Source organism: Lentzea sp. NPDC051838 (assembly GCF_040681245.1).
In the GTDB taxonomy this organism is placed as follows: domain Bacteria; phylum Actinomycetota; class Actinomycetes; order Mycobacteriales; family Pseudonocardiaceae; genus Lentzea.
Genome location: NZ_JBFAYI010000028.1, coordinates 33,400 through 56,868, shown reverse-complemented (window position 1 = coordinate 56,868; position 23,469 = coordinate 33,400). Strand labels below are relative to the sequence as shown.

Sequence of the window (23,469 nt, the reverse complement as noted above, 5' to 3'; positions counted from 1 at the left end):
CCACTGCGAGGGTCAACGGAGTGTGCCCGAAAGTCACCCTCTCGGCTCGTTACCGAACGTCCGGCTTCTTCCGCGTCGACACCGCGATCCGGTTCCACGCGTTGATGGTGAAGATCAGCGAGATCAGCTGAGCGAGCTCCTCGTCGTCGAAGTGCTTCGCGGCCCGCTCGTAGACCTCGTCGCTGACGTAGTCGTGGCTGCTCATGACCGTGACGGCCTCGGTGAGACGCAGTGCGGCCTGCTCCTTCTCGGTGTAGACGTCGCCGGCCTCCTCCCACGCGCTGAGGAGGTAGAGACGGGCCTCGGACTCGCCGGCCTTGCGCGCGTCGACCGTGTGCATGTTCAGGCAGTAGGCGCAGTGGTTGAGCTGGGAGGCCCGGATCTTGACCAGCTCGGCCAGTTGCGGGTCGATGCCCTCGCTGGCGGCGGCGTCGAGAGCGATCATGGCGCGGTAGACCTTCGGGGCCTTTTTGGCGAGGTCGATGCGGTTCGTCATGTCACAAACCTATGGCGCGGATTGGCCCTGGGCATGGTGCAATCCAGTCGTGGAATCGTGGGCCAATCTTGACTTCCACCTCGACCTGTCCGGTCCGGGTGGCCTGCGGCACCGGTTGACGGCGTCGCTGCGGGAAGCGGTCCGTTCGGCTCGGCTGCCTCCCGGTACCCGCCTGCCTGCCTCGCGGTCGTTGGCGGCCGATCTCGGGATCGCGCGGAACACCGTTGCCGAGGCGTACGCGGAACTGGTGGCCGAAGGGTGGCTGACCGCGCGCCAGGGATCGGGAACCGTGGTGGCGCAACGGGTCGCGCCGCCGCGTCCGCTCAAACGCCGCAGTCCGGGCGAGGGGATCCGGTTCGACCTGACGGAGTCCACCCCGGACGTCACCGAGTTCCCGCGCGTCGAGTGGATCCGCTCGACGCGGCGCGCGGTGACGGCGGCACCGGCGGAGGCGTTCGGGGCAGGTGATCCGCAGGGACGGATCGAGCTGCGGACGGCGCTCGCCGAGTACCTGGCGCGGGCTCGCGGTGTGCGGGCCGATCCCGAGCGGATCGTGGTGTGCTCCGGGTTCGCGGACGCCGTGCGGATGTTCAACCGGGTGCTCCAGCCGCCGGTCGTCGTCGAGGAGTACGGGCTGGGCTACCACCGGTCGTTGTGGAAGGCGACGGAGCCGTTGGCGGTGGACGACCACGGCGCGAACACCGAACTGTTGCCCGACGACCGGCGAGCCTGCCTGCTGACGCCCGCGCACCAGTTCCCGCTGGGAGGGCCTCTGCACCCGCGTCGCCGTGCGCTGGCGGTGGAGTGGGCCCGGCGTGTCGGTGGCCTGGTGCTGGAGGACGACTACGACGGGGAGTTCCGCTACGACCGGCAGCCGATCGGCGCGGTGCAGGGACTGGATCCCGAGCACGTCGCGTACCTGGGCACGGCCAGCAAGGCGTTGTCACCGGCGTTGCGAATCGCGTGGATGGTGCTGCCGGACCGGTTCGTCGACCCGGTCCTCGCGTTGAAGACCGATCGCGAGCAGTACATCAGCATGATCGACCAGCTCACGTTGGCCGACTTCCTGTCGTCGGGTGCCTACGACAGCCACGTGCGGCGGATGCGGTTGAGGTACCAACGCCGACGTGATCGGCTCGTGGAGGCCGTCGCGCCGTACACCGCGGTGTCCGGTATCGCGGCCGGGATGCACGCGGTGCTCGACACACCGCACGAGGAAGCCGTCGTGCAGGCGGCGCGGGAACGGGGGATCGAGGTTCTTCCCCTCTCGTCGTTCCGGCACGAGCTGAGCGACGCCGACCGCAGGGGGATCGTGGTCAGCTTCGGAGCGCCCGCGTTTCCACGGGCGCTCCCGCTGTTCGCCGAGGCGCTAGCGGCGTGCCAATGACCAACCGTCAGCCGTGACGTCGCCGCGTGCGTGGACGTAGACGCCACGGCCGTTGTACTGGCCTGCCTTGGTGTAGACGAACCTGGATTTCACCGGTTCGGTTGGGAGCCAACGACGTCCGGTCGTCGTGATGGTCTTCGCGTCCTGCCAGTCGGTGCCGTTCCAGTGCTGGATCGTCAGCTTGTCGCCCTTGTCCCCGTCGACGAACACCTCTGTTGGGCGTTCCGCGGTGAGGGTGCCGCCGGAAGTCGTTGCGCGCCACTGCTTTCCGTGTGACTGGACGGCGAGGGCGTTGGCCAGTCCGTCCGCCACGGCGCGGCGGGCCGGGTTGACGCTGCCCCAGTCGCGGGACGGGTGCACGCGGTTGGTCAGCAGGATCGCGATCGAGCGGGAGGCCTTGTCGATCACGAACGACGTGCCCGTGTAGCCGGTGTGGCCGGCAGTGCCCGGGCTGCTCAACGCGCCCATGTACCAGCGCTGGTCGAGCTCGAAGCCGAGGCCGTGGGCGTTGTCGGGGAACTGCTGGTTGAAGTTCGTCAGCATCAGCTCGACTGAGTGCTCGGTGAGGATCCTTCGGCCGTTGTACGTGCCGCCGTTGAGGATCGTCTGGCCGAGGACGGCGAGGTCCCTGGCGGTGCCGAAGACGCCTGCGTGGCCCGCTACTCCGCCGAGGGACCACGAGTTCTCGTCGTGCACCTCGCCGCGGACCATGCCGCGTGGTGGTGCTGTCTGGAACTCCGTGGCGGCCGTGCGGTCCTTGGCTTTCGGGTTGTAGCCGGTGTCCTTCATGTTGAGCGGCTTGGTGATGCCGTCTTTCACGGCTTCGTCGAGGCGCTTGCCGCTCACCTTGTGGACGAGCTCGCCGAGTGTGATCAGGTTGAGGTCGGAGTAGACGTACGTGGTGCCGGGTGTGGACTTCGGCCTCACGTCCATCACGGCTTTGATGCGGCTCGGGATGTCCGGGTACAGCTTCCACAGCGGGATGAACGGTTCGAGGCCGCTCGTGTGGGTGAGGAGCTGCTTGACGGTGATGTTCTCTTTGCCGTTGACGCCGAACTCGGGCAGGTAGGTGGCGACTTTCTCGTCGATGTCGACCTTGTGTTTTTCGACCTGCTGGATCACCGCGATCGACGTGAAGAGCTTGGAGATCGAGGCGAAGTCGAAGATCGTGTCCTTCTGCATCGGGACGCGTTCTTCTTCCGGCAGCTGGGTTTGCTGATCCTTGTAGAGAACCGCGTAGCCCGTGCGGTCGTGCGTGACGATCTTGCCGTCGTGCACGAGCATGGTGACGGCGCCCGCGAAGAGCGGTTTGCCGTTGGCCTGCGGTTTCTGGAACTCGCGGAGCTGGCGCAGGGCCGCGTTGATCGGCTGCGGGTCGAGGTGGGCCCAGTACGGGTTGGACTCGCGCAGAGTCGTCCAGGGATGCGCGAAACCGTCCTGGGGCTGGTCGAAGTGGCCGGGGATCGCGGCCGTCACGAGTGCGACGGCCAGTGCAGGGATGAGCATGGCGTCCTCACCGGTAGCGCAGGTAGGGCAGGCGGGTGCGGCGGAACTGCTGCAGCTCGTGTTGCCACGCACCGGTGATCTCGTCCAGCGAGGCTTGGGCGTCGATCATCTTGCGGAGGCGGTCGGAGCCGCTGAGCTTGTCGATCCAGTTGTCGGGGCGCCAGGCGAACACGCTGGGGTACAACGACTTCGCGGTGATCAGCATGGCGATGGCCGACTTGATGGCGTCGTGGTTCTGCGGATCGGTGACGTGCAGGGTGACACCGCCGCAGGTCTTGCCCTGGAACTTGTTGAACGTCGGCGAGAAGTAGGTTTCGCGGAACCGGACGCCCCGGAGGTTCAGAGCGTTGAGTTGTTCTGCCCAGCGCCAGTCGATACCTGGTGCGCCAACGGTTTCGAACGGTCTGGTGGTGCCGCGGCCTTCGGAAAGCGTTGTTCCCTCGAACAGGCACGTGCCGGGGTAGACGAGCGCGGTGTCCTGGGTGGGCATGTTCGGGCTCGGCGGCACCCACGGGAGGCCGGTGTCGAGCTGGTTCCTGCGCCACCCCCGGACGTTGACCACGTCGAGTTTCGTGGTCAGGTCGAACTCGCCCTTGAAGAAGCGGGCGAGCTCGCCGACGGTCATGCCGTGTTGCTGGACGATCGGCTTCAGGCCGACACCGGTGGCGTACGCGGGGTCGAGCTGCGGGCCGTTCGCGTTGCCGCCGATGGGGTTCGGGCGGTCGAGGACGATGAAGTCCAGGTTCGGCGCGGCCTGCATCGCCGTGTACATCGACCAGATGTAGGTGTAGAAGCGCGCGCCCACGTCCGCGATGTCGAAGACGACGGTGTCGATGCCCGCCTTGGTGAACATCGCCTGGAGCTTGGTCGCGTTGGCGCCGTACGCGTCGTACACCGGGATGCCGGTGCGCGGGTCTTGGTAGTCGCCCTCGGAGCCGCCTGCCTGGGCGGTGCCGCGGAAGCCGTGTTCCGGTCCGAAGACGGCAGTCGGTGCTGCTTGATGGGCGACCATCGAGTCGACTATGTGGGTCTGGTCCTTGAGGACGCCCGTCGGGTTCGTGAGCACGCCGACCTTGCGGCCCTTGAGCTTGCGCCAGCCGCCTGTGGCCAGCTGCTCGGCTCCCGTGGAGAGTCTCGGGGTCGCGTTGGCGGTCGTGGTGCTGACGAGAGGGACGGACAGGGCGCTTGCCGCGAGGAAGCTCCGCCTTCTCACCAGGTCACTCCGTGTCCGAACGGGTAGGGGTGCGGGCCTGGGACGTCGACCGGGAGCTTGCCCTGCGGCTTGGCCTCGCCGAGCAGGATCTTGGCCAGCGCCTCGATGGAGACGGTCGTGGTCGAGTAGGTGGCGAGCCACGTCTTCGCGTCGGTGTACGCCACGTCGTACGGGTTGCCGGTGGCCGCCGCGATGACCGGCTTGCCCGTGGCGACGAGCTTGTCGAGCAGGTCTCGCTGGGCAGGCCTGGTGCTGAGGTTGTTGGTCAGCACGACGATCTTGTCCGCGGTGGCCGCCGCTGCCAGAGCTTGCTGTGTCTGCGCGGGCGTCGGGCTGGTCGCGGTGACGACCTTGGCGGCCTTGAGCCTGGTCGCGAGGGCCGTCGTGGTGGCGTCGCTGGTGCCGATGACCAGGGGAGCGGTCGCGTTGAGCGGGATCGCCTGGCCGTCGTTGCGGACGGCGGTGATGGTGCGGTCGGCGATCTGCTGGGCCTGCTGGGTGTTCGAGCCGACGATCTGGTCGACCCTGTTCTCGTCGACCTCGGCGCCCAGCATCACGCCGCGCATGAGCTTCATCTTGAGGATGCGCAGCACGCTCTCGTCGATGCGCTGCTCGGAGATCTCGCCGCTGCGGACCGCCTTGACGACGCTGTCGATCGCGAGGCCGAGGTTCGGCGGCATCAGCAGCTGGTCGACGCCCGCCTTGATGGCGAGGATCGGGATCTCCGCGTCGTTGGGGTGGAGCTTGCGGACGCCGGCCATCTCCAGCGAGTCGGTGATGACGACGCCGTCGTACTTCAGCTCTTTCCTGAGCAGATCAGTGATGATCTTCGGGCTCAGCGTGGCGGGTTCGCCGGACGGGTCGATCTGCGGCACCTGGATGTGCGCGGTCATGATCGAGTCGATCCTGGCGTCGATGGCGGCCTTGAACGGGGGCGCGTCGATCTGACGCCACTGGTCGAGGCTGCGGTTCGAGACCGGGAGGCTGGTGTGGCTGTCCTCGGACGTGTCGCCGTGGCCCGGGAAGTGCTTGGCGGTGGAGGTGACTGAGTTCGGGTCGAACCAGCGGCGGCCCTCGTAGCCCGTGACCTGGGCCTTCATCATGTCGGCCGCGAGCTTCGGGTCGCTGGAGAAACTGCGCACGCCGATGATCGGGTTGGCCGGGTTGGAGTTGACGTCGGCGTCCGGGGCGAAGTTCTGGTTGATGCCCATCGCGCGGAGCTCTTGGGCGGTGATTCGTGCGGCTTCTTCAGCGTCTTGCGTGCTGCGGCCGGCGCCGAGGGCCATGTTGCCCGGCAGCTGCGTGGCCGGTGGGCCGATGCGCGTGACGAGGCCCATCTCCTGGTCGGTCGAGATGAGCAGCGGGATCTTCGAGGCCTTCTGCAGGCCGTTGGAGAGCTGCGCGATCTGCTTCGGGGTGTCGATGTTGTCGCGGCTCGAGTTGTTGAAGTAGATGACGCCGCCCGGCTGGTACTTGCGCACCATCTCCGCGGGCGTGGCGACACCGAAGTCGGTCTGGTTCTTGGGGTGCGGGACGTCGGCGGCCTGGCCGTTGACGTACGTGACGAAGAGCTGGCCGACCTTCTGTTCCAGCGACATCCCGCGCAGAGTGGTCACGCTGGCGTCCGCTCTCGCCACCGGCGTGAGGGCGACCATGGCCGTGACCAGTGTCAACGCGGCGAACTTCCGCACTTTGTCCAAGCCTCCCGGTGATGTTCCCACACGTAACTGGCGTATTTCGCAAGTTACTCACGGCTGCGTGGTGGGTCAACGGGCGGACATTCTGCCGTTCGGCGGGTCTTTTTGACGTAACAAGCAGACGGGGCACCCTCGAAAGGGTGCCCCGTCTTCAGCGCGGGCTTGCGAGTTACCAAGCGTGCAACTCCAGTCGTACAACCCTGGCCTCGGCGTCCGGCGTCCCGGTACGCAGGCCCTAGACGACAAGCCTCCCGCGGCGTGCTGCGCGTGGGTACTCGAAGTCCGCGCACGGAGCCCTGCCGGGGTGGAGTCTGGCTTCTCTTCGCCAGGTCCCTGGCCGACCCGAGTTCCGCACCACCCATTTAAGTGCGTGTCGCAGGTCACGGCAAGGGCTCGGACGGGTGCACCGTTCAAGCCACGTTCAGTAGTGAAAGTACTGCGGTTTCAGCGTTTGTGAGGTTTTGTACATGTTCCGGTACCGCTGACAGGGCGTGCGCGTGCACTCACGCGGGTACCACGTGTGCAGGGCGTTGCCGCTACTCGCCGGTACCGGTCTCCTTCGGTGCTGTTGTGCTTAGCGGGCTTGACTAATCGCGGTTCCGCTTGCGTCGCAGGCCGTACCAGGCGGCTCCGGCGGCGGCGACCGCGCCGAGGCTGATGGCCGTGACCGCGACGGCCTTGCCCGACGGGGTGGGGATGCGGGAGCGCAGGCTCACCGGGTCGGAGAACTGCAGCACCGGCCAGCCCTTCTGCGCGGCGGTGCGGCGCAGGCCCCTGTCCGGGTTGATGACGGTCGGGTGGCCCACGACCTCGAGCATCGGCAGGTCCGTGACGCTGTCCGAGTAGGCATAGCTCTTCGCGAGGTCGTAACCGTGCTCGGCGGCGAGCTGTTTGATGGCGACCGCCTTGTTGTCGGCGGCGCAGTAGAAGTCGACATCGCCGGTGTAGCGGCCGTCGTGAACGACCATCTTCGTTCCGACGCTGTAGTCCGCACCGATCATCTGTGCAATCGGGGCGACGAGTTCTTCCCCGGACGCACTCACGATGACCACGTCGTGCCCTTCGGCCTTGTGGTCGGCGATCAACTGAGTCGCCTCTTTGTAGACGAGTGGATCGACGATGTCGTGCAACGTCTCGTTGACGATGCTGCGGATCTGCTCGACGTCCCAACCGGCGGCCAAAGCGGTGATGTGCGCGCGCATGCGGTCCATCTGGTCCGCATCCGCGCCGGCGAGCATGAACACGAACTGCGCATATGCGCTCTTCAGCACGGCACGGCGGTTGATCAGCCCCTCCTGGAAGAAGGGACGGCTGAACGCCAGCGTGCTCGACTTCGCGATCACGGTCTTGTCGAGGTCGAAGAAGGCGGCGATCCGACTCATGTAGCTCAGCTTAGGTGTACTCGTCAGTAGGCCGTTCGGGCGGCATTTCGTTCGTGTACGAAACCGTTGTGCGACACGGTTACCGAAACTTGGCCCGCAGCTGTTGCCGAAGTTGCGCGCAGCACTGGCGCATGGGGATACAGTAGGAGAGTCCGGTTCGACGGACGGGTTCAGTCCGACCCCCCGGGACTGAACCATTGACGACCCCCGTCCCTCCCCCCTGGCGGGGGTCGTCCCATATCCGGACCCCGATTCCGGGTCGGTCCGACTGGACCTCTGCCGCTCTTGGTCTTGCTTTCGGCGCCCAACCCTTCAGCGTCGCACACCACTCCGACACTTCCTGCCGTTGCGGCGCTTCAAGATCGCGACTTGTCCACACCCGGCGATTTGTCCACATCTCGATCTTCGCCCGTTGTGTCGTTCATCACGACCCAGCAGCGTGGACCCCATGACCCACCCCATCGCCCTGCTGACGGACCAGGACCTCCTCGACGAAGTCCTCCGCATGGCCGCCGCCGCGGACTGCTCCCTCTCGTGCGCCCCCGACGTGACTTCGTTGCGCTCGCAATGGCACAACGCCCCGCTGGTCCTGCTGGACTCCTCCGCCGCTTCCGCCTGCCTGGACGCGAATCTCCCTCGCCGCTCAGGCGTCCTGGTGGTCCACGGAGGCGACCCGCCCTGGGCTCCGGCCGTGGCCCTGGGCGCAGACGCGGTGCTGGAGCTCCCTCTGGAGGGCCGCACCCTGGTGAGCGCCCTGACCGATGTGGCAGAGGGCCCACCCTCCGACCGAGGCCGAGTGGTCTCCTTCGTAGGCGGCCGAGGCGGCTCAGGAGCCTCGATCCTGGCCATCGCCTGCGGTCGCGAGGCCGTAGCGGCGGGCGGCGAAGCAATGCTCGTCGACTGCGACCCACTGGGCGGCGGCATAGACCTGGCCCTGGGCACCGAGTCCGACGAGGGAGCCCGCTGGCCAGGAGTCCACTGCACAGGCGGCCGAGTCCCGATGTCGGCCCTGCGCGCAGCCCTCCCGGTCTCCGGCAGCCTGAGCGTCCTGGCCTGCGACCGCTCCGGCCCAGACCCAGAACCAGCAGCAGTAGCAGCCGTCCTGGACGCAGGCCGCCGCTCGGGCTGCACCGTCCTCTGCGACCTCCCACGCCACCCCACCGCAGCAGCCTCAGCGGCCCTGGACCGCACCGACCTCACGATCCTGGTGGTCCCAGCAGAAGTCCGAGCCACAGCAGCCGCCAGCCGAGTGGCCACCCGCCTCCTCACTCAAGGCCGCAACCTCCGCCTGGTAGTCCGCGGCCCCTCCCCGGGCAACCTCAAAGCCACCGAAATGGCCGAGGTGATCGGCATCCCCCTCCTGACCCAGATGCGCCCAGAACCAGGCCTGCCCGAAACGCTCGAACGGGGCCGCTTCCCCCGCAACCCCAAGGGCCCTCTGGCCACAGCAGCCCGCCAGGTGCTGAAGGAACTACGCCCATGACCCGCCCACACCACCCACCGATCCTGCAGGCGACGCACCGCCCAGCCAAACGAGCCGACGCACCAGTCCCACAACAGCAACAGCCCAGCGCGAACGCTCCCCGCTCCGGGGCAACCCGCCCGCCCGAACCTCCACCCACTCCCTCGAGCAGCCCCGCCTTCACCAAACGCGGCCACCCTCCAACCGCCTCCGCCGCAACGGATCAGCAGCCGTGACCCGCCTCCGCCTCCGCGTGGCCATCTGGTTGCGCATGCTCCGTAACCTCTTCGTCTACGGCCGCCCCATCCCACCTCCCTTCGTGTTCAAGGAGGAACCCCCGGAATGAGCCGCTTCCTAGCCTGGTGCCACGAAACCTGGCTCCGCCTAACAGGCCGTGAGATCACCCACGGCCGCCACGCCCGCCGCCCAGAGGCCGCAACATGACCCCCGCCGCCACGGCTCGCGACGACCCCACCGCTCGCGACGATCCCACCGCCGCAATCTCGCCGGGCTCGTTGCGCCGCAACACCTTTGCCGGCAACGGCACCCGCCGGACCCAACCTCCGGAGGCCACCACATGACCACCGCCCTAATCGATCGCGTCCGCCACCGCCTGGCCGGCGCGGACATGGAGATGACCGCCGCCGTAGTCGCCCACGCGGTCCGCTCCGAAGCAGGCGGCGTCCTGGCCGACTCCGACGTCTTGGAAGCACTCCAAGTACTCCGCCAGGAGTTCAGCGGCACCGGCCCGCTCGACCCCCTGCTAGCCGACCCCGGCACCACCGACGTCCTCGTCACCGCACCAGACCAGGTGTGGGTCGACGGCACCGAGGGCCTGAAACGCACCACCATCACCTTCCCCGACGAAGACGCAGTCCGTCGCCTGGCTCAACGCCTGGCGGTAGCCGCAGGAAGACGCCTCGACGACGCCTCACCATGCGTAGACGGCTGGCTCCCAGGCAGCGGAGTCCGCCTGCACGCAGTGCTCCCGCCGATCGCAGACAGCACCTGTCTGTCGCTCCGCGTGCTCCGCCCAGCCACCCACGACCTCAACGCGCTCCAAGCGCTCGGCACGTTCGACGCCGAGATCGCGGACGCGCTCAGGTCGATCGTCCGCAAACGCCTGGCGTTCCTGGTGATCGGCGGCACTGGCTCCGGCAAGACGTCGTTGTTGTCCGCGCTGCTGGGGTGCGTGGCGCACACCGAACGCATCGTGTGTGTGGAGGACGCGGGCGAGCTCCACCCGGACCACCCGCAGTTCGTGCGGCTCGTGGCGCGGCCGCCGAACGTCGAGAGCGCCGGCGAGATCACCGTCAGGGAGCTGGTGCGGGAGGCGCTGCGGATGCGGCCCGACCGGATCGTCGTCGGTGAGGTCAGGGGTGCCGAGGTGAGGGAACTGCTCGCCTCGCTCAACACCGGCCACGAAGGCGGCGCCGGGACGTTGCACGCCAACTCGCCGGCTGAGGTGCCGGCGCGGCTTGAGGCGCTTGGTGCGCTCGCAGGGCTTGATCCGCAAGCACTGCGGAGTCAAGTTTCCGCGGCCGTGCAACTCGTGCTCCACATGCGCCGCGCGGACAACGGCCAGCGGCACCTCGCAGAGATCGGGAGATTCACCAGCACGGTGAAGGGACTTGAGGTCTGTCCAATCTGGACAAAGGAACACGGCTGGCACGAGAAGGAGTTGCTGTGCTGAGCCTCGGACTCCTGGCGGCAGCGCTGCTGGTGTGGCCGCAGCTCAAACAGATCAGACGGCTCAGACCGCAAGGCAAGCGCGAAGTCGTTGTGCCGAAATGGCTTTGGGTGGCCGCGGCAGCGACCATCGCCTACGCGGCAGCAGGTCTGGGCGGGCTGATTGCCGCCGCTGTCATAGCCGCTACAGCGCACCGGATCATCAAGCAGAGCAAGCGGAACAAGGCACTGCGAGCCGCGACGGAAGCGCTCAGCAACGGACTGGCCGGCGTCGTCGACGAACTGCGAGCGGGCGCCCACCCGGCCAACGCGGCCGAAGGCGCGGCACAGGACACCCCGAAGCCGGCCGACGAAGTGTTGCGCGCTGCCGCGGCAACAGCGCGACTCGGTGGCGATGTCGAGCGAACACTCCGCGAACTGAGACAGCCGCTTCTCGCGACGGCTACGGATCAGCTGGCCAAGGCGTGGCACGTGTCGGCCGAACACGGCGTGGCACTGGCGGATGTTTTGGACGCGACGAGACGCGACCTCGACCAACGGGCCGCGTTCGCGCGACAGGTGCATGCGCGGATGGCAGGGCCGAGAGCTAGTGCGGCGGTGCTGGCGGGGTTGCCGGTGTTCGGCATCCTGCTCGGCGAACTGAGCGGAGCGAGACCGCTGCACACACTCGTCGAGACCACGGCGGGACAGCTGTTGCTCGTCCTCGGTGCGCTGTTGCTCGCCGCCGGACTGTGGTGGACGCGCAGGATCACCGAGGTGGAGCCGTGACGCTCCTGCTCATAGCGCTGGCGCTTCTTGTCGCGCCGACACCGCGACGAGCGATCGACCGGTTGAGACCGAAGGCGCACGACCCGCCGCCGACAAACCAGAAGACAGAAGGACCGTTCGAACGAGCGGCGGCGCTGGACCTCATGGCCGCCTGCCTCAAGGCCGGGCTGCCGGTACCGACGGCGATCAAGGCGTCAGGCATCGGAGAGCTGAGTCGTGTCGCCGAACTGCTCGCGTTGGGCGCTGACCCGAACACCGCTTGGGCGGAAGCGCTGAACAACCCGACGACTGCGGCGCTCGCGAGGGCCGCGCGGAGGACGGCGCGGTCGGGTGCGGCGTTCGCGGGGCAGGCGCTGGAGCTGGCTGAGCGGACCAGAGCTGAAGCGAAGGACGAAGCGGAGGCCAAGGCGCAGCGAGCGGGAGTGGCTGTCGCTGCACCGCTGGCTCTGTGTTTCCTGCCGGCGTTCCTGTGCCTCGGCGTTGTGCCGGTGGTGCTGGGGCTGGCCGATCAATTCCTCAACTAGAAGGAGAACGAAGTGGAACTGCTGAAGGACGACAGCGGCATGAGCACGGTCGAGTACGCGATCGGGACGCTGGCTGCGGCCGCGGTGGCTGCGGTGCTGTACGCGATCGCCACGAGTGACTGGATGGAGCACCTGTTTCAAGGGCTGATACAGCGTGCGGTGTCGTCGGTCTGACGACAGCGGCATGGCCACGGTGGAGGCGGCGATCGCCGTGTGTGCGCTGTTGGTGGTCATGTCGTTGGCGGCGGTAGCGCTGACGGCGGTCATCGAGCAGATGCGGTGCACGGACGCGGCGAGAGAAGCGGCGCGGTTGACGGCACGCGGTGAACGGCAGCGCGGTGAGGACGCGGTTGGCCGGATCGCACCCGGAGCGAACAGCTCCATCCAGACGGATGGGGACTCGATCACCGTCGTCGTGACCAAGCGCGGGCCGTTGGGCGTGCCGCTCAGCGCGCGGGCGTTCGCCGCACTGGAGCCGCGATGAACGGTGAAGTGCCTGGTGATGAGAGCGGCTCGGCTGCGGTGAGCGGTGTCGTCGCGATGGTGCTGCTGATCATCGTGACGCTCGTCGGCGCGCAGATCGGGGCGGCGGTCGTCGTGCGGCATCGGGTGACCGGTGCGGCTGATCTGGCGGCTCTCGCCGGTGCGGCGGGATTGGTCGACGGCGACGAAAGTGCTTGTGAGCAGGCGAAACGCGTGGCGGAGGGTAACGGCGCGCGGCTCGAGAGCTGCGCGGTGAGTGGTTGGGAGGTGGTTGCGGAGGCATCGGCCGTTACGCCGTTCGGCCCGGTGAGCGCGCGGTCGAGGGCAGGTCCGGCCGAAGATCGAAGCGTTTGGAGCGCGACGAGCGGTCGTCCTCCGGCGGTGAGCGGACTCACACCGGCGCCGGGACATGCTGAACGGTGATCGAACTAAACGCGCGGAGTTCAGTGGCTCGTTCTCGCAAGGGGCGTTCGCCGTCCCGTAGCTACCAGTTGTCGCGGCGGGGGTTACCAAGCCAGGGGCCGGTGTCGTTAGTTGTAGTAGCGGCACCGACGCGGTGTCCCAAGAACACCGACACCAAGTTCGATGTCGAGTCAGAACCTAGGAAGAAGGCGACGGAAGATGGATTGGTCGGATAGCTGGCGCGGGGCCTTCCGCATCGAACTGCGTGCCGAGGCGGTCAGCCTCGCGTACCGCGGTTGGCCCGTACTGCCCGGCACCTATCCGGCCGGTTCCGAGAACGGCGTGACGCAGTGGGCGGGCCGCAGCGGGCTCGAGCTCCACGGCCCGATCCCGGTGCACCGCGACTGGGTGGACCGCATCGGCACCCGTCCCGACCAGGTCGCCACGTGGTGGACCGGTCGTTCCTACAGCCTGCTCGTCGCGACGGGCCACGTCGTTGACGCGATCGAGGTCGGCACCGACCTCGGCCGCCGCGCCGCCGTCGCCCTGCGCTCGATCGGTGTCCCCGTGCCGATCGCCGCGACCCCGTCCGGCCGGTGGATGTTCCTCGTGAAGTCCGGCTCGAAGCTCAACACCGAGCTGGCCAACAACGCGGACGTGCACCTGTACGGCAAGGGCGAGTACATCCCGCTGCCGCCCACCCCGATGGCGCACGGCGTCGTGCACTGGAGGGTCAAGCCGTCGATCTGCGGCTGGAACCTCCCGGACGCGCACGTCGTGCAGGACGCGCTGACCGAGGCGCTGCACGCCCCGGCCGGCTACCAGCTCGAAACCGTCTGACACAACTGAAAGAAGAGCCCGGCCGTGCTGGGTGTCGTCGTGGACTCTCCCCGACAACCCCGAAGGCGATGCCCTGCACGGCCGTTCCACCCAGCCCGATCCGATGATCGGCCTCTCTACCCCGCACTTGAGGGGCCACGGAGGAACGGGCGAAAAGCCGAACACGCACCCCGAAGGACAGCCTCCCGCGATAACGACCGGGCCGAGGAACGTTAGTGGCAGGGCAACCGCTCTGCCGCGGTCGGTGAAGCCGGCTCCTCCCCGGAGTTCGTCCCGATGACAGTCGACACCGTCGCCTCCCGCGTGTCCTGTCGAGACGAACAACCAGATTCCACCGATGTTCCAAGGGATCCGGTCGCGAAGCGGTAGCAGGCGGGAAAACAGTGTTCGGCACGTGGAGAGCGCGGCGCCTCGGTACCCGTGAGCCGAGGCGCCGCGCCCACGAAACAACTACAGAAGCTCGCAGTAGGCCGCGAAAGCTCGCGTCTGCTCCATGCTTCCCGGACGCGGGGCAGCGTCGGCGTCCCAGCCGAGGTCCCGGTCCTCAAGAGCTTGCTGGATCAGCGGGTGCCACGGCTGATCCAGCACAATCAATCCCCACTCCAAAGCCCCGCGCTTCGAGGTCACCTCAGCGGTGTGGAGTGTGTAGAGCGTCCGGCAGTACTGGGCGACGATGTAGCGCTGAGTCCACGCGACGTCCATCGGCGCCCACGACTTGATGCCCTCCCACAGGATCGGGAGATCAGCACGCATCGTCGAGCGCAACACCGAAGCCGGAACCTCGTCGACCAAAGACGTGATCGGCGGTCCGTCCAGCACGATGCCGTGGTTGCGCAGGATCCACCGGGCGTGGGCGCTGTTGCAGTGCGTGTCCCAGATCAGCGTGCGATGACCGTGGTCGTTGAACAGCCACGGAACCCCCAGGCCTGCCACCGAGCGCAGCGACTCGACGTCGGCATAGGAACCTTCGATCTCGGTCGACCAGTGGCCTGGCCGCAACGGGATCTCGTCGTGCAAAGCGCGCAAACCGGCCTCAGCAGCACCCGAAGGCAGCTCGGTGCAGGCGACGATGAAGTCGCAGTCGCTGTGGATGTCACCGGCGCCCAGAGCGAAAGAGCCCTGGACGTAGGCGCCCACGTAGGTGAGGCCGAGGATCTCGCGGACCGACGAGACGAGGTCGGCGAGCAGTGCGTCAAGATCAGAAAATGGCGTGAACAAGGCAGACTCCAATGAACCCGTGGCCAGAAGGGGAACGGGCGCGGCGGAGCTTTCGACACCCCGCGTCAGCGAGCGTCGGGGCGATCACGCCGCGCGCGAGGGCACGGCGAGCATTCGGCTCTACCGCGCTAGAGGCGACGAGTCCGGTCTGTGGCGTTGCAGCTGCATGCGGTCACGACCCCACCATAACCGGGCGAATCCGGCACGGTCAGGCGATTTTGCCCAGCACGACGTCGAGCACCAGCACGGCACCGGCCTTGTCCAGCGGGTCGTTGCCGTTGCCGCACTTGGGCGACTGCACGCACGACGGGCACCCCATCGGGCAGGCGCACGAGCTGATCGCCGAACGCGTCGCCGACAGCCACGCCCGCAGCGCTTCGAAGCCTCTGTCGGCGAAGCCCGCGCCGCCGGGATGGCCGTCGTGCACGAAGACGGTCGGCATGCCCGTGTCCGGGTGCACGGCCATCGACACGCCACCGATGTCCCACCTGTCGCACGTCGCGAACAGCGGCAGCAGGCCGATCGCCGCGTGCTCGGCGGCGTGCAGCGCGCCGGGGATCCGTTTGCCTTCAACACCTGCGGCGACCAGCAGCGACTCGTCGACCGTGTACCAGACCGCGCGGGTCTGCAGCGTCTGTTCGGGGAGGTCGAGCGGAATCTGGTCCAGCACCACGCCGGACGGCAGCCGTCGCAGGTAGCCGACGACCTGCGTGGTGACCTCGACCTCGCCCAGGCACACCGACACGCCACCGAAATCGGTGCGTTCGACCTCGCGCACCACTGTGATGTCCACGCAGTCGCGCGGCTGCGTCGTCCACTCCGGGTCTTCGCGGTGCACCATCGCGAGGCCGCTTTCCAGGTCGAGCTCGTCGACCACGTACGCACGGCCCTGGTGCAGGTAGACGGCGCCGGGATGCACCTGCCAGCAGGCGGATCCGGGGTCGACGGTGCCGAGCATCCGGCCGGAGTCCGCCTCCACGACCGCCACCTGGTCGCCGCCGGAGCCGCGGATGTCCACACCGGCGTGCGGCCGGTCGTGCGACGACCAGTACCAGCCGGCGGGTCTGCGGCGCAGCAGCTTCTCGGCCACGAGCTCGTCCAGCACGGCCTCGGCCAGCGGACCGCCGAAGTCGTCGAGGCAGGCCGGGGTCAACGGCATCTCGGACGCGGCGCAGGCCAGTTGCGGCCCTAATACATAGGGGTTCAACGGATCCAGCACCGTCGCCTCGACCGGTCGGTCCAGCACCGCGGCCGGGTTGTGCACCAGGTACGTGTCCAACGGGTCGTCGCGCGCCACGAACACCACGAGCGCGCTGTCACCGGACCGGCCGGCGCGGCCCGCCTGCTGCCAGAACGACGCCAAAGTGCCCGGGAAACCGGCCACCACCACGGCGTCGAGGCCGGCGATGTCGACGCCGAGCTCGAGCGCGTTCGTCGTGGCCACGCCCAGCAGGTCGCCCGTGGACAGGGACTTCTCCAGCGCCCGCCGCTCCTCCGGCAGGAACCCGCCCCGGTACGCGGCCACGCGAGAAGGCAGCTCACTGTCCACTTCGGACAGAATGCGCTGGGTGCCGAGTGCCGTCAGCTCCGCTCCGCGCCGGGACCGCACGAAGGCCAGCGACCGTGCGCCCTCGACGACGAGGTCGGCCAGGATTCGCGACGTCTCCGCGCCCGCGGACCGCCGGATCGGGGCGCCGTTCTCACCCTCCAGAGAGGTCAGCGGAGGTTCCCACAGCGCGACCGTCCGCGAGGCGCGCGGCGAAAAGTCGTCCACTACAGCGGAAACGGGCACGCCGAGCAATCGCGCGGCCGAAGCGGAAGGATCAGCCACAGTGGCCGATGCCAAAACGAAGATCGGATCCGCGCCGTATTTCCGCGCGACCCGGCGAAGTCTTCGCATCAACAACGCCACGTGCGACCCGAAAACGCCGCGGTAGGAATGGCACTCGTCGATCACCACGTACTTCAGCCTGCGGAAGAACCGGAGCCATTTCGGGTGCTGCGGCAGGATTCCGCGGTGCAGCATGTCCGGGTTGGTGAAGACCCAGTTGGCGTGCGCCTTGACCCAGTCGCGTTCGGCCATCGGGGTGTCGCCGTCGTAGGCCGCCGCGCGCACTCCCTTGACACCGAGCTCGTCGAGCGACCGGAGCTGGTCCGCCCCAAGGGCTTTGGTCGGTGACAGGTACAGAGCCGTGGCCTTCGTGTCCGCCAAAAGAGTGGAAAGCACGGGCAGTTGGTAGGCGAGCGACTTGCCGGACGCTGTACCTGTCGCCAGCACGACGTGTGACCCAGACCACGCAAGGGAAGCTGCCTCGACCTGGTGCCGCCACGGTTCGCGCACACCGGTTTCGGTGAAGGCGGCGACCACGTCGGCAGCCGCCCACGAGGGCCATTCGACGTGATCAGCCTGCCGCAACGGCAGATCACGCGCGTGTGTGAGAGGCGACTCCCCGGCGGGAACGCCCGCCAGCACGCGGTCCAGCAACCGCCGTCCCTGATCCACCACAGAGCCGAGCTTCGCATACACCACCGACAGTCCTGACTGGGCCGTGCTCGACTTCCTGCGCAGATAACGGTGTGTGCACGGATCGGGACGGTTCGTTGCCCCGTTGCAAGTACCCCCTAGACTCCCCGCTCATCGCATCCAATGAGGGATGCGTCACGTCGCGCTGGGCGGCTGGTCTGCCTTGGCGCTGCACATGGCAACTCACCAGGAGGACGGATGTCCCGGCAATTCCTCGCGGAGAGCCTCGAGCTCTCCGGGGGTGATCGCGGCGTCGTAGCCGTGGTCGCCGTGGTCGCCCTGGCTGCTCTCGCCGTCGGGTACGTGCTGCTCAGGGAGGTGCTGGCCGCGGGCCAGGGCACCCCGAAGATGCAGGACATCGCCAAGGCGGTTCAGGAGGGCGCAGCGGCCTACCTCAACCGGCAGTTCCGCACGCTCGGCATTTTTGTCGTGATCGTGTTCGTACTGCTGTTCGCGCTACCGGCGGACGATCTTGCCGAACGAATCGGCAGGTCGTTGTTCTTCATCGTCGGTGCCGCGTTCTCGGCGACTATCGGCTACCTGGGCATGTGGTTGTCCACGCGCGCCAACGTGCGTGTCGCCGCCGCCGCCAACGAAGGTGAAGGCGGTCGCGAAAAGGCGATGCGCGTCGCTTTCCGCACCGGTGGTGTGGTCGGTATGACGACGGTCGGCCTCGGCCTCTTCGGCGCCGCGCTCGTCGTGCTCGTGTACGCCGGTCAGGCCCCGAAGGTCCTGGAGGGCTTCGGTTTCGGTGCCGCGCTGCTCGCGATGTTCATGCGTGTCGGTGGCGGCATCTTCACGAAGGCCGCCGACGTCGGCGCCGACCTGGTCGGCAAGGTCGAGCAGGGCATCCCCGAGGACGACCCCCGCAACGCCGCCACCATCGCGGACAACGTGGGCGACAACGTCGGTGACTGCGCCGGCATGGCCGCGGACCTCTTCGAGTCCTACGCCGTGACGCTGGTCGCGTCGCTGATCCTCGGCACCGCGGCGTTCGGCGCGCAGGGCCTGCTGTTCCCGCTGATCGTTCCCGCGATCGGTGTGGTGACCGCGGTCATCGGCGTCTACACGACCAGCGCGAAGGCGGGCGAGAGCGGCCTCACGGCCATCAACCGCTCCTTCTACATCTCCGCGGTGATCTCTGCCGTCCTGTGCACGATCGCGGCGTTCGCGTTCCTGCCGAGCTCCTTCGCGGACCTCAACGGCATCAGCGACGCGGTCAAGGCCACCAGCGGCAACCCGGCGCTCATCGCGTCCGTCGCGGTGATCATCGGCATCGTGCTCGCCGGCGTCATCCTCTGGCTGACCGGCTACTACACCGGTACGGACCACAAGCCGGTCAAGGAGGTCGGCCAGACCTCGCTGACCGGTGCGGCCACGGTGATCCTGTCCGGTATCTCGGTCGGTTTCGAGTCGGCCGTCTACACCGCGCTCGTCATCGGTGCGGCCGTCTACGGCGCGTTCCTGCTCTCGGGTTCGGTCGTCGTCGCGCTGTTCGCGATCGCGCTCGCCGGTTGTGGTCTGCTCACGACCGTCGGCGTCATCGTCGCGATGGACACCTTCGGCCCGGTTTCCGACAACGCGCAGGGCATCGCCGAGATGTCCGGTGACGTGCACGGCGAGGGCGCGCAGATCCTCACCGAGCTCGACGCGGTCGGCAACACCACCAAGGCCATCACCAAGGGCATCGCGATCGCGACCGCCGTGCTCGCCGCGACGGCGCTGTTCGGCTCGTACCAGGACGCGATCACCCAGGCGATCATCAAGGTCGGCAACATCCCGGGCGACCTGCCCGTGTCGTTCACCAACCTGGTGTTCAGCCCGAACGTCCTCGTCGGCATCGCGATCGGTGCGGCCGTCGTCTTCATGTTCTCGGGCCTCGCGGTCAATGCCGTGACGCGCGCCGCCGGTGCCATCGTGTTCGAGGTGCGCCGTCAGTTCCGCGAGAACCCCGGCATCATGGACTACTCGGTGAAGCCGGAGTACGGCAAGGTCGTCGACATCTGCACCAAGGACTCGCTGCGCGAGCTCGCGACTCCGGGTCTGATGGCCGTGCTCGCCCCGATCGCCGTCGGCTTCGGCCTCGGCGTCGGCCCGCTGGCGGGTTACCTCGCCGGCGCGATCGCGACCGGCACGCTCATGGCGGTCTTCCTGGCCAACTCCGGTGGTGCCTGGGACAACGCCAAGAAGCTGGTCGAGGACGGCAACCACGGTGGCAAGGGCTCCGACGCCCACGCCGCGACGGTCATCGGCGACACGGTCGGCGACCCGTTCAAGGACACCGCCGGCCCCGCCATCAACCCGCTGATCAAGGTCATGAACCTGGTCTCGGTGCTGATCGCGCCCGCCATCGTCACCTTCTCCATCGGTGACCAGGCGTCCGACCCGATCCGCATCGCGATCGCAGTGGTCGCGGCACTGATCATCGTCGGTGCGGTGGTCGTGTCCAAGCGTCGCGGCACCGCGATCGCCGACGCGCCCGCGGAGACCGTGAGCAACGGCGCCGCGTAGTTCCGCCTCCGGTCGGGGTACGTTCGGGCTTCCCCCGACGTACCCCGACCGAGGAGTTACGACATGAGGCTCCGCCTCGTCGCCACTGCCGTGATCACAGCCGCCGCGCTGGCCGGGTGCACCATTGGCGGCAACTCCGGCACTTCATCGACGCCCACCAGCGGCGCGGCCAGCCCCCAGGCCGTCGCCTACATGGACAAGGTGTGCGGCGCCGCGTCCGAGTTCGCCAAGATCGAGAAGACGGCCCCGAAGCTCGACGCCAGCGATCCCGCGAAGCTCAAGGCCGAGATGGCCACCTACATGGGCCAGCTCGCCGATGCCTTCAGCAAGTCCGCCGAAGGCCTCAAGAACGTCGGTCCGTCACCCGTCGCGGGTGGCGAGGAGGCCGTCAACAAGATGGCCGAGACGTTCACCTCCCTGAGCACCGTCTTCGCCGAGGCCAAGGCCAAGGTCGAGCAGGCGGACCCGAACAACGCCACCGGAGGCCTCCAAGCCGCCGGAGAGGCGATCGCCAAGCTCTCGGAGCTCGCCGACCCGCTGCGGGACCTCAAGGGTGTTCCCGAGCTGCAGAAGGCCACCCAGACGGCGAAGAACTGTCAGGACATGCAGCGCCTCAACATCACGCCGACGAGCTGAGCGAGGCCGTTCGGAGTAGCTTCCGCGCCATGCGTCACCCAATGCGTCACACAGTCATTGCCCTTTTGGCGAGTCTGCTCGCGCTCACGGCGTGCAGCAGCGGAGGTTCGTCCACGTCCCCGACGACGGCCACTGCCAGTGAGGCCGACGTCGTGGCGTGGATGGACAAGGTCTGCGGTGCCGTCGGCGGCACCGTGAAGGCCATGTCGGACGAGCCGAACATCGACATGAACGACCCGTCGAAGCTCAAGACGGGCCTCTCGGACTGGCTCGGCACCAAGGTCGCCGCGGTCGACAAGTCGATCGCGGACCTGAAGGCGCTGGAGAACGGCCCGCACCCGAAGTCGAAGGAGCTGGTCACGGCGGCCGAACAGGGCCTGGGCCAGATCAGGACCCTGCTCGGCGACACCAAGTCGAAGCTCGACTCCGCGACCGACGCCACCCAGGTCGTCACGGCGTTCACCGAGATGATCAGCAAGGCGGCGGCGCTGGAGTCGACGGGCGCCGACGTGCAGAAGAAGTTCGACGAGACGGGTCTCGGCTCGGCCGCGCAGAAGGCCGCCAACTGCAAGGAGCTGAACATCTCGACGGCGCCGACGCCGACTTCCTGACAGATTTCAGGCAACGGATCGAATCCCCCGAACGTGTACCTTCCGCCGGTCTGGTTCGACGTTTCTGGGGGATTCCACCGTGAACACACGTTTTTCGATCATCGCCGCCTGCGCCGCGGCAGCGCTCGCCGTCACCGGTTGCTCGGGCGGCGCGGCGCCGTCCGCGCAGAACAACACGCCTACGACGACCTCGGCGACCCCGGCGGCGTCCGGCGACCCGGTCAAGTGGGCCGGTGCCTTCTGCGGTGGCACGACGCCGGTGCTGACGGGTGCGGTCGAGCTCATCGCCGTCGCCGCCGCGAACGCCGACAACCCGGCGGCGCTCAAGGACGGCATGCTCAAGATCCTCGACACGGGCTCGAAGTCGATGGCCGAGGCCGAGACCAAGCTCAAGGAGATCGGCGCGCCCGGTGAGGACGCCAAGGCCCTGCACGACGAGATGGTGAAGCTGTTCGGGACGGCGGCCAAGGAGTACGTGACGGTCGCCGAGCAGATGCGCAAGCTCGACGCCAACGCGCCCGACTTCATGGACCAGGTCGAGAAGCTCGGCGGCGACTCCGCGGACCCGTCGAAGCTCTCCGAGCAGATCAAGAAGCTCGACTCGGACCCGAAGTACAAGGACGCCATCGCCAAGGCGCCCGAGTGCGTGCAGATGCGCGAGAAGCTCGGGAAGCTGATCGGCAAGTGACGACGTTTCGCCTGGTCGCGGCCGTTCTCAGCACGGCCGCGATCGCCGTGGAGATCCCGAAGTACGGCGAGGTCTTCCGCGCGAACAAGGTGTGCGCCGACTGGCAGAAACTCGCCGGTGGAAAATAGCCACGTGAGGACACGCCTGCTCGCCGTCGCCCTGGCCGGTTCCGTCGCCCTGACCGCGTGCGGTGACAGCAAGGAAGCGCCGCTCACCGACGCCCAGGGCCAGTGGGTCGACGCCTTCTGCAACGGCGTCCTCCCGGGCATGGAAGCGGGCCTTGAGCTGCGCAAACAGGACGCGAAAGACCCAGTCGCGGTGAAGGCGGCCTACGTCAAGCTCGTCACTGCGAACGCGACGGCGTTCGGGACGGCCGAGAAGAAGCTGACCGAGCTCGGCTCGCCGGACGGAGACCTCGACAAGGTCCACGAACGGCTGCTCAAGTTCGTCCAGCAGTCGGCGAAGTCGTATCAGGACGCGCAGGCCCCGGTGGAGAAGCTCGAACCGAACGCGCAGTTCTGGGACGAAGCCGAGAAGATCCTGGCCGCGAAGAACCAGGTCAGCAGTCCGGAAGATCTGCGCGAGACCTTCCAGGACCTGCAGAAACGACCGAAGTACGCCGACGCGCTGGTCAAGTCGGCGCCGTGTTCGGAGATCAAGTCCAAGGGGCAGGTGCTGGGGCAGCAGTAGTCGCTCGACCGGCGTAGTCACACACGCACCACTGGTCACAGTCGAACGCCTGTTCTACTCTGTGGGCCGTGGTTGGGCAGCTGTCCTTCTTCTCGGCCGAGGCGCGCACGCCGGCCAAGGCGGACCTCGCCGGCTTCCTCTGCGGGCCGGGACAGGCCGTCAGCTTCGCGCGCGGCACGGCGGCCCGCGTCTACGTCGAGCTCAGGGACGAGTGGCGCCTGGGGCCGCTCAAGCAGGCGTGCGCCGAGCGCGGCGTGACGACGGAGCTGTGCGTCAACGAGGAGGGCACGCGGTTCGTCCGCACGCCGTTCCGGACGGATCTCACCGGACTGGCCGCCCGCTGGCTGGACGGATCTGCAAAACGAATGCCTGAGGACTTCGAGCTGAACGGAGCAGTGCTGCGGGTCTGGGCGCTGGCCGCGGGCAGCTGGATGGAGTCGGCGTACCTGCTCGGTTTGGACCCCAACGCACCGCAGACACACCTGCCGTTGCAAAATGCCCTGCTCGCGTCGGGACTTCCGTGCACCCTGGTAGGGGCACCCGCGTTGCGGGTAACCGGCCGTCGGCGCCTCGCGAGGCTCGCTGAGCTGGTCGGAAGCCCTCCGCACGGGGTGGCGTGCAGCACCTGGCCGGCGGCCTGAGCGGGCGGTCCGGCAAGGTTGTGTCACTCTGTCTCGTCGTACAGGCGTCGCGGATGGTGTGCTTTTCGGCCGACGCTGGGCAACACTGGCGGGCCTGGGAA

Annotated in this window: 23 protein-coding genes; 16 read left to right on the top strand and 7 right to left on the bottom strand. The window is 67.9% G+C overall.

Annotation, left to right across the window (positions count from 1 at the left end):
• Positions 1–49: 49 nt before the first annotated feature.
• Positions 50–496, bottom strand: a complete 447-nt coding sequence (locus AB0M24_RS37810) for a carboxymuconolactone decarboxylase family protein (RefSeq protein WP_363778292.1) — start codon at positions 494–496, stop codon at positions 50–52.
• 49 nt (positions 497–545) lie between these two features.
• Between AB0M24_RS37810 and AB0M24_RS37805 the strand changes: the two genes are divergently transcribed.
• Entirely contained in the window at positions 546–1,883 is a 1,338-nt protein-coding gene (locus tag AB0M24_RS37805) for a PLP-dependent aminotransferase family protein (RefSeq protein WP_363778291.1), read from the top strand.
• Here AB0M24_RS37805 and AB0M24_RS37800 read toward each other — a convergent pair.
• The 4 genes from AB0M24_RS37800 to AB0M24_RS37785 all read right to left on the bottom strand — a co-directional run bounded on the left by AB0M24_RS37800 (position 1,866) and on the right by AB0M24_RS37785 (position 7,681).
• Positions 1,866–3,389, bottom strand: coding sequence for a serine hydrolase domain-containing protein (locus AB0M24_RS37800; RefSeq protein ID WP_363778290.1), 1,524 nt, complete (start codon positions 3,387–3,389; stop codon positions 1,866–1,868). The genes AB0M24_RS37805 and AB0M24_RS37800 overlap by 18 nt on opposite strands.
• A gap of 7 nt (positions 3,390–3,396) precedes the next feature.
• A complete protein-coding gene (locus tag AB0M24_RS37795; RefSeq protein ID WP_363778289.1) occupies positions 3,397–4,602 on the bottom strand; it encodes a DUF1343 domain-containing protein in 1,206 nt (401 codons plus the stop codon).
• Positions 4,599–6,257: a glycoside hydrolase family 3 N-terminal domain-containing protein gene (locus AB0M24_RS37790; protein WP_363778348.1), complete on the bottom strand. Its 1,659-nt coding sequence runs from the start codon at positions 6,255–6,257 to the stop codon at positions 4,599–4,601. The genes AB0M24_RS37795 and AB0M24_RS37790 overlap by 4 nt, the downstream gene beginning before the upstream one ends.
• 629 nt (positions 6,258–6,886) lie before the next feature.
• The gene (locus AB0M24_RS37785; RefSeq protein WP_363778288.1) at positions 6,887–7,681 is read right to left on the bottom strand and encodes an HAD-IB family hydrolase; all 795 of its coding nucleotides are present in this window, start codon (positions 7,679–7,681) and stop codon (positions 6,887–6,889) included.
• Between the two features lie 448 nt (positions 7,682–8,129).
• Between AB0M24_RS37785 and ssd the strand changes: the two genes are divergently transcribed.
• The 8 genes from ssd (at position 8,130) to AB0M24_RS37745 (ending at position 13,849) form a co-directional block, all read left to right on the top strand.
• Entirely contained in the window at positions 8,130–9,164 is a 1,035-nt protein-coding gene (gene ssd / locus AB0M24_RS37780) for a septum site-determining protein Ssd (RefSeq protein ID WP_363778287.1), read from the top strand.
• Between the two features lie 556 nt (positions 9,165–9,720).
• Positions 9,721–10,836 carry a TadA family conjugal transfer-associated ATPase gene (locus AB0M24_RS37775; protein WP_363778286.1) on the top strand — a complete coding sequence of 372 codons (1,116 nt, stop codon included), beginning with the start codon at positions 9,721–9,723 and terminating at the stop codon, positions 10,834–10,836.
• Positions 10,830–11,600 carry a type II secretion system F family protein gene (locus AB0M24_RS37770; RefSeq protein WP_363778285.1) on the top strand — a complete coding sequence of 257 codons (771 nt, stop codon included), beginning with the start codon at positions 10,830–10,832 and terminating at the stop codon, positions 11,598–11,600. The genes AB0M24_RS37775 and AB0M24_RS37770 overlap by 7 nt, the downstream gene beginning before the upstream one ends.
• Entirely contained in the window at positions 11,597–12,124 is a 528-nt protein-coding gene (locus tag AB0M24_RS37765; protein ID WP_363778284.1) for a type II secretion system F family protein, read from the top strand. The genes AB0M24_RS37770 and AB0M24_RS37765 overlap by 4 nt, the downstream gene beginning before the upstream one ends.
• 12 nt (positions 12,125–12,136) lie before the next feature.
• Positions 12,137–12,298: a DUF4244 domain-containing protein gene (locus AB0M24_RS37760; protein WP_363778283.1), complete on the top strand. Its 162-nt coding sequence runs from the start codon at positions 12,137–12,139 to the stop codon at positions 12,296–12,298.
• Between the two features lie 10 nt (positions 12,299–12,308).
• Positions 12,309–12,608, top strand: a complete 300-nt coding sequence (locus AB0M24_RS37755) for a TadE family type IV pilus minor pilin (protein WP_363778282.1) — start codon at positions 12,309–12,311, stop codon at positions 12,606–12,608.
• Positions 12,605–13,030 (top strand): Rv3654c family TadE-like protein, encoded by a 426-nt coding sequence (locus AB0M24_RS37750; protein ID WP_363778281.1) that lies wholly within the window; start codon positions 12,605–12,607, stop codon positions 13,028–13,030. The genes AB0M24_RS37755 and AB0M24_RS37750 overlap by 4 nt, the downstream gene beginning before the upstream one ends.
• Before the next feature lie 198 nt (positions 13,031–13,228).
• On the top strand, positions 13,229–13,849 hold the full coding sequence (locus tag AB0M24_RS37745) for a bifunctional DNA primase/polymerase (protein WP_363778280.1): 621 nt from the start codon (positions 13,229–13,231) through the stop codon (positions 13,847–13,849).
• 450 nt (positions 13,850–14,299) lie between these two features.
• Here the strand turns inward: AB0M24_RS37745 and AB0M24_RS37740 are convergent, their stop codons facing one another.
• Together AB0M24_RS37740 and AB0M24_RS37735 are read right to left on the bottom strand one after the other, a co-directional pair.
• Positions 14,300–15,067 carry an aminoglycoside adenylyltransferase domain-containing protein gene (locus AB0M24_RS37740; RefSeq protein WP_363778279.1) on the bottom strand — a complete coding sequence of 256 codons (768 nt, stop codon included), beginning with the start codon at positions 15,065–15,067 and terminating at the stop codon, positions 14,300–14,302.
• 208 nt (positions 15,068–15,275) lie between these two features.
• On the bottom strand, positions 15,276–17,597 hold the full coding sequence (locus tag AB0M24_RS37735) for a DEAD/DEAH box helicase (RefSeq protein ID WP_363778278.1): 2,322 nt from the start codon (positions 17,595–17,597) through the stop codon (positions 15,276–15,278).
• A 192-nt stretch (positions 17,598–17,789) separates the two neighbouring features.
• On the opposite strand from AB0M24_RS37735, the gene AB0M24_RS37730 reads away from it, so the two are divergent.
• The 7 genes from AB0M24_RS37730 to AB0M24_RS37700 all read left to right on the top strand — a co-directional run bounded on the left by AB0M24_RS37730 (position 17,790) and on the right by AB0M24_RS37700 (position 23,368).
• A complete protein-coding gene (locus AB0M24_RS37730) occupies positions 17,790–20,102 on the top strand; it encodes a sodium-translocating pyrophosphatase (RefSeq protein ID WP_363778277.1) in 2,313 nt (770 codons plus the stop codon).
• 63 nt (positions 20,103–20,165) lie between these two features.
• Complete coding sequence (locus AB0M24_RS37725) at positions 20,166–20,738, top strand: hypothetical protein (protein ID WP_363778276.1); 573 nt, start codon at positions 20,166–20,168, stop codon at positions 20,736–20,738.
• Between the two features lie 29 nt (positions 20,739–20,767).
• Entirely contained in the window at positions 20,768–21,349 is a 582-nt protein-coding gene (locus tag AB0M24_RS37720; RefSeq protein WP_363778275.1) for a hypothetical protein, read from the top strand.
• 79 nt (positions 21,350–21,428) lie between these two features.
• Positions 21,429–22,037, top strand: coding sequence for a hypothetical protein (locus tag AB0M24_RS37715; protein ID WP_363778274.1), 609 nt, complete (start codon positions 21,429–21,431; stop codon positions 22,035–22,037).
• Positions 22,034–22,165: a hypothetical protein gene (locus AB0M24_RS37710; RefSeq protein WP_363778273.1), complete on the top strand. Its 132-nt coding sequence runs from the start codon at positions 22,034–22,036 to the stop codon at positions 22,163–22,165. The genes AB0M24_RS37715 and AB0M24_RS37710 overlap by 4 nt, the downstream gene beginning before the upstream one ends.
• A 4-nt stretch (positions 22,166–22,169) precedes the next feature.
• Positions 22,170–22,727, top strand: a complete 558-nt coding sequence (locus AB0M24_RS37705) for a hypothetical protein (protein WP_363778272.1) — start codon at positions 22,170–22,172, stop codon at positions 22,725–22,727.
• 68 nt (positions 22,728–22,795) lie between these two features.
• Positions 22,796–23,368, top strand: coding sequence for a hypothetical protein (locus AB0M24_RS37700; RefSeq protein WP_363778271.1), 573 nt, complete (start codon positions 22,796–22,798; stop codon positions 23,366–23,368).
• The last annotated feature ends 101 nt before the right edge of the window (positions 23,369–23,469 follow it).

What these genes read in the sequence shown, in the direction of transcription:
- AB0M24_RS37810 (WP_363778292.1), bottom strand. Translation starts at nt 496, where the DNA reads ATGACGAACCGCATCGACCTCGCCAAAAAGGCCCCGAAGGTCTACCGC.
- AB0M24_RS37800 (WP_363778290.1), bottom strand. Translation starts at nt 3,389, where the DNA reads ATGCTCATCCCTGCACTGGCCGTCGCACTCGTGACGGCCGCGATCCCC.
- AB0M24_RS37790 (WP_363778348.1), bottom strand. Translation starts at nt 6,257, where the DNA reads ATGGTCGCCCTCACGCCGGTGGCGAGAGCGGACGCCAGCGTGACCACT.
- AB0M24_RS37785 (WP_363778288.1), bottom strand. Translation starts at nt 7,681, where the DNA reads ATGAGTCGGATCGCCGCCTTCTTCGACCTCGACAAGACCGTGATCGCG.
- ssd (WP_363778287.1), top strand. Translation starts at nt 8,130, where the DNA reads ATGACCCACCCCATCGCCCTGCTGACGGACCAGGACCTCCTCGACGAA.
- AB0M24_RS37775 (WP_363778286.1), top strand. Translation starts at nt 9,721, where the DNA reads ATGACCACCGCCCTAATCGATCGCGTCCGCCACCGCCTGGCCGGCGCG.
- AB0M24_RS37755 (WP_363778282.1), top strand. Translation starts at nt 12,309, where the DNA reads ATGGCCACGGTGGAGGCGGCGATCGCCGTGTGTGCGCTGTTGGTGGTC.
- AB0M24_RS37750 (WP_363778281.1), top strand. Translation starts at nt 12,605, where the DNA reads ATGAACGGTGAAGTGCCTGGTGATGAGAGCGGCTCGGCTGCGGTGAGC.
- AB0M24_RS37745 (WP_363778280.1), top strand. Translation starts at nt 13,229, where the DNA reads ATGGATTGGTCGGATAGCTGGCGCGGGGCCTTCCGCATCGAACTGCGT.
- AB0M24_RS37730 (WP_363778277.1), top strand. Translation starts at nt 17,790, where the DNA reads ATGTCCCGGCAATTCCTCGCGGAGAGCCTCGAGCTCTCCGGGGGTGAT.
- AB0M24_RS37725 (WP_363778276.1), top strand. Translation starts at nt 20,166, where the DNA reads ATGAGGCTCCGCCTCGTCGCCACTGCCGTGATCACAGCCGCCGCGCTG.
- AB0M24_RS37720 (WP_363778275.1), top strand. Translation starts at nt 20,768, where the DNA reads ATGCGTCACCCAATGCGTCACACAGTCATTGCCCTTTTGGCGAGTCTG.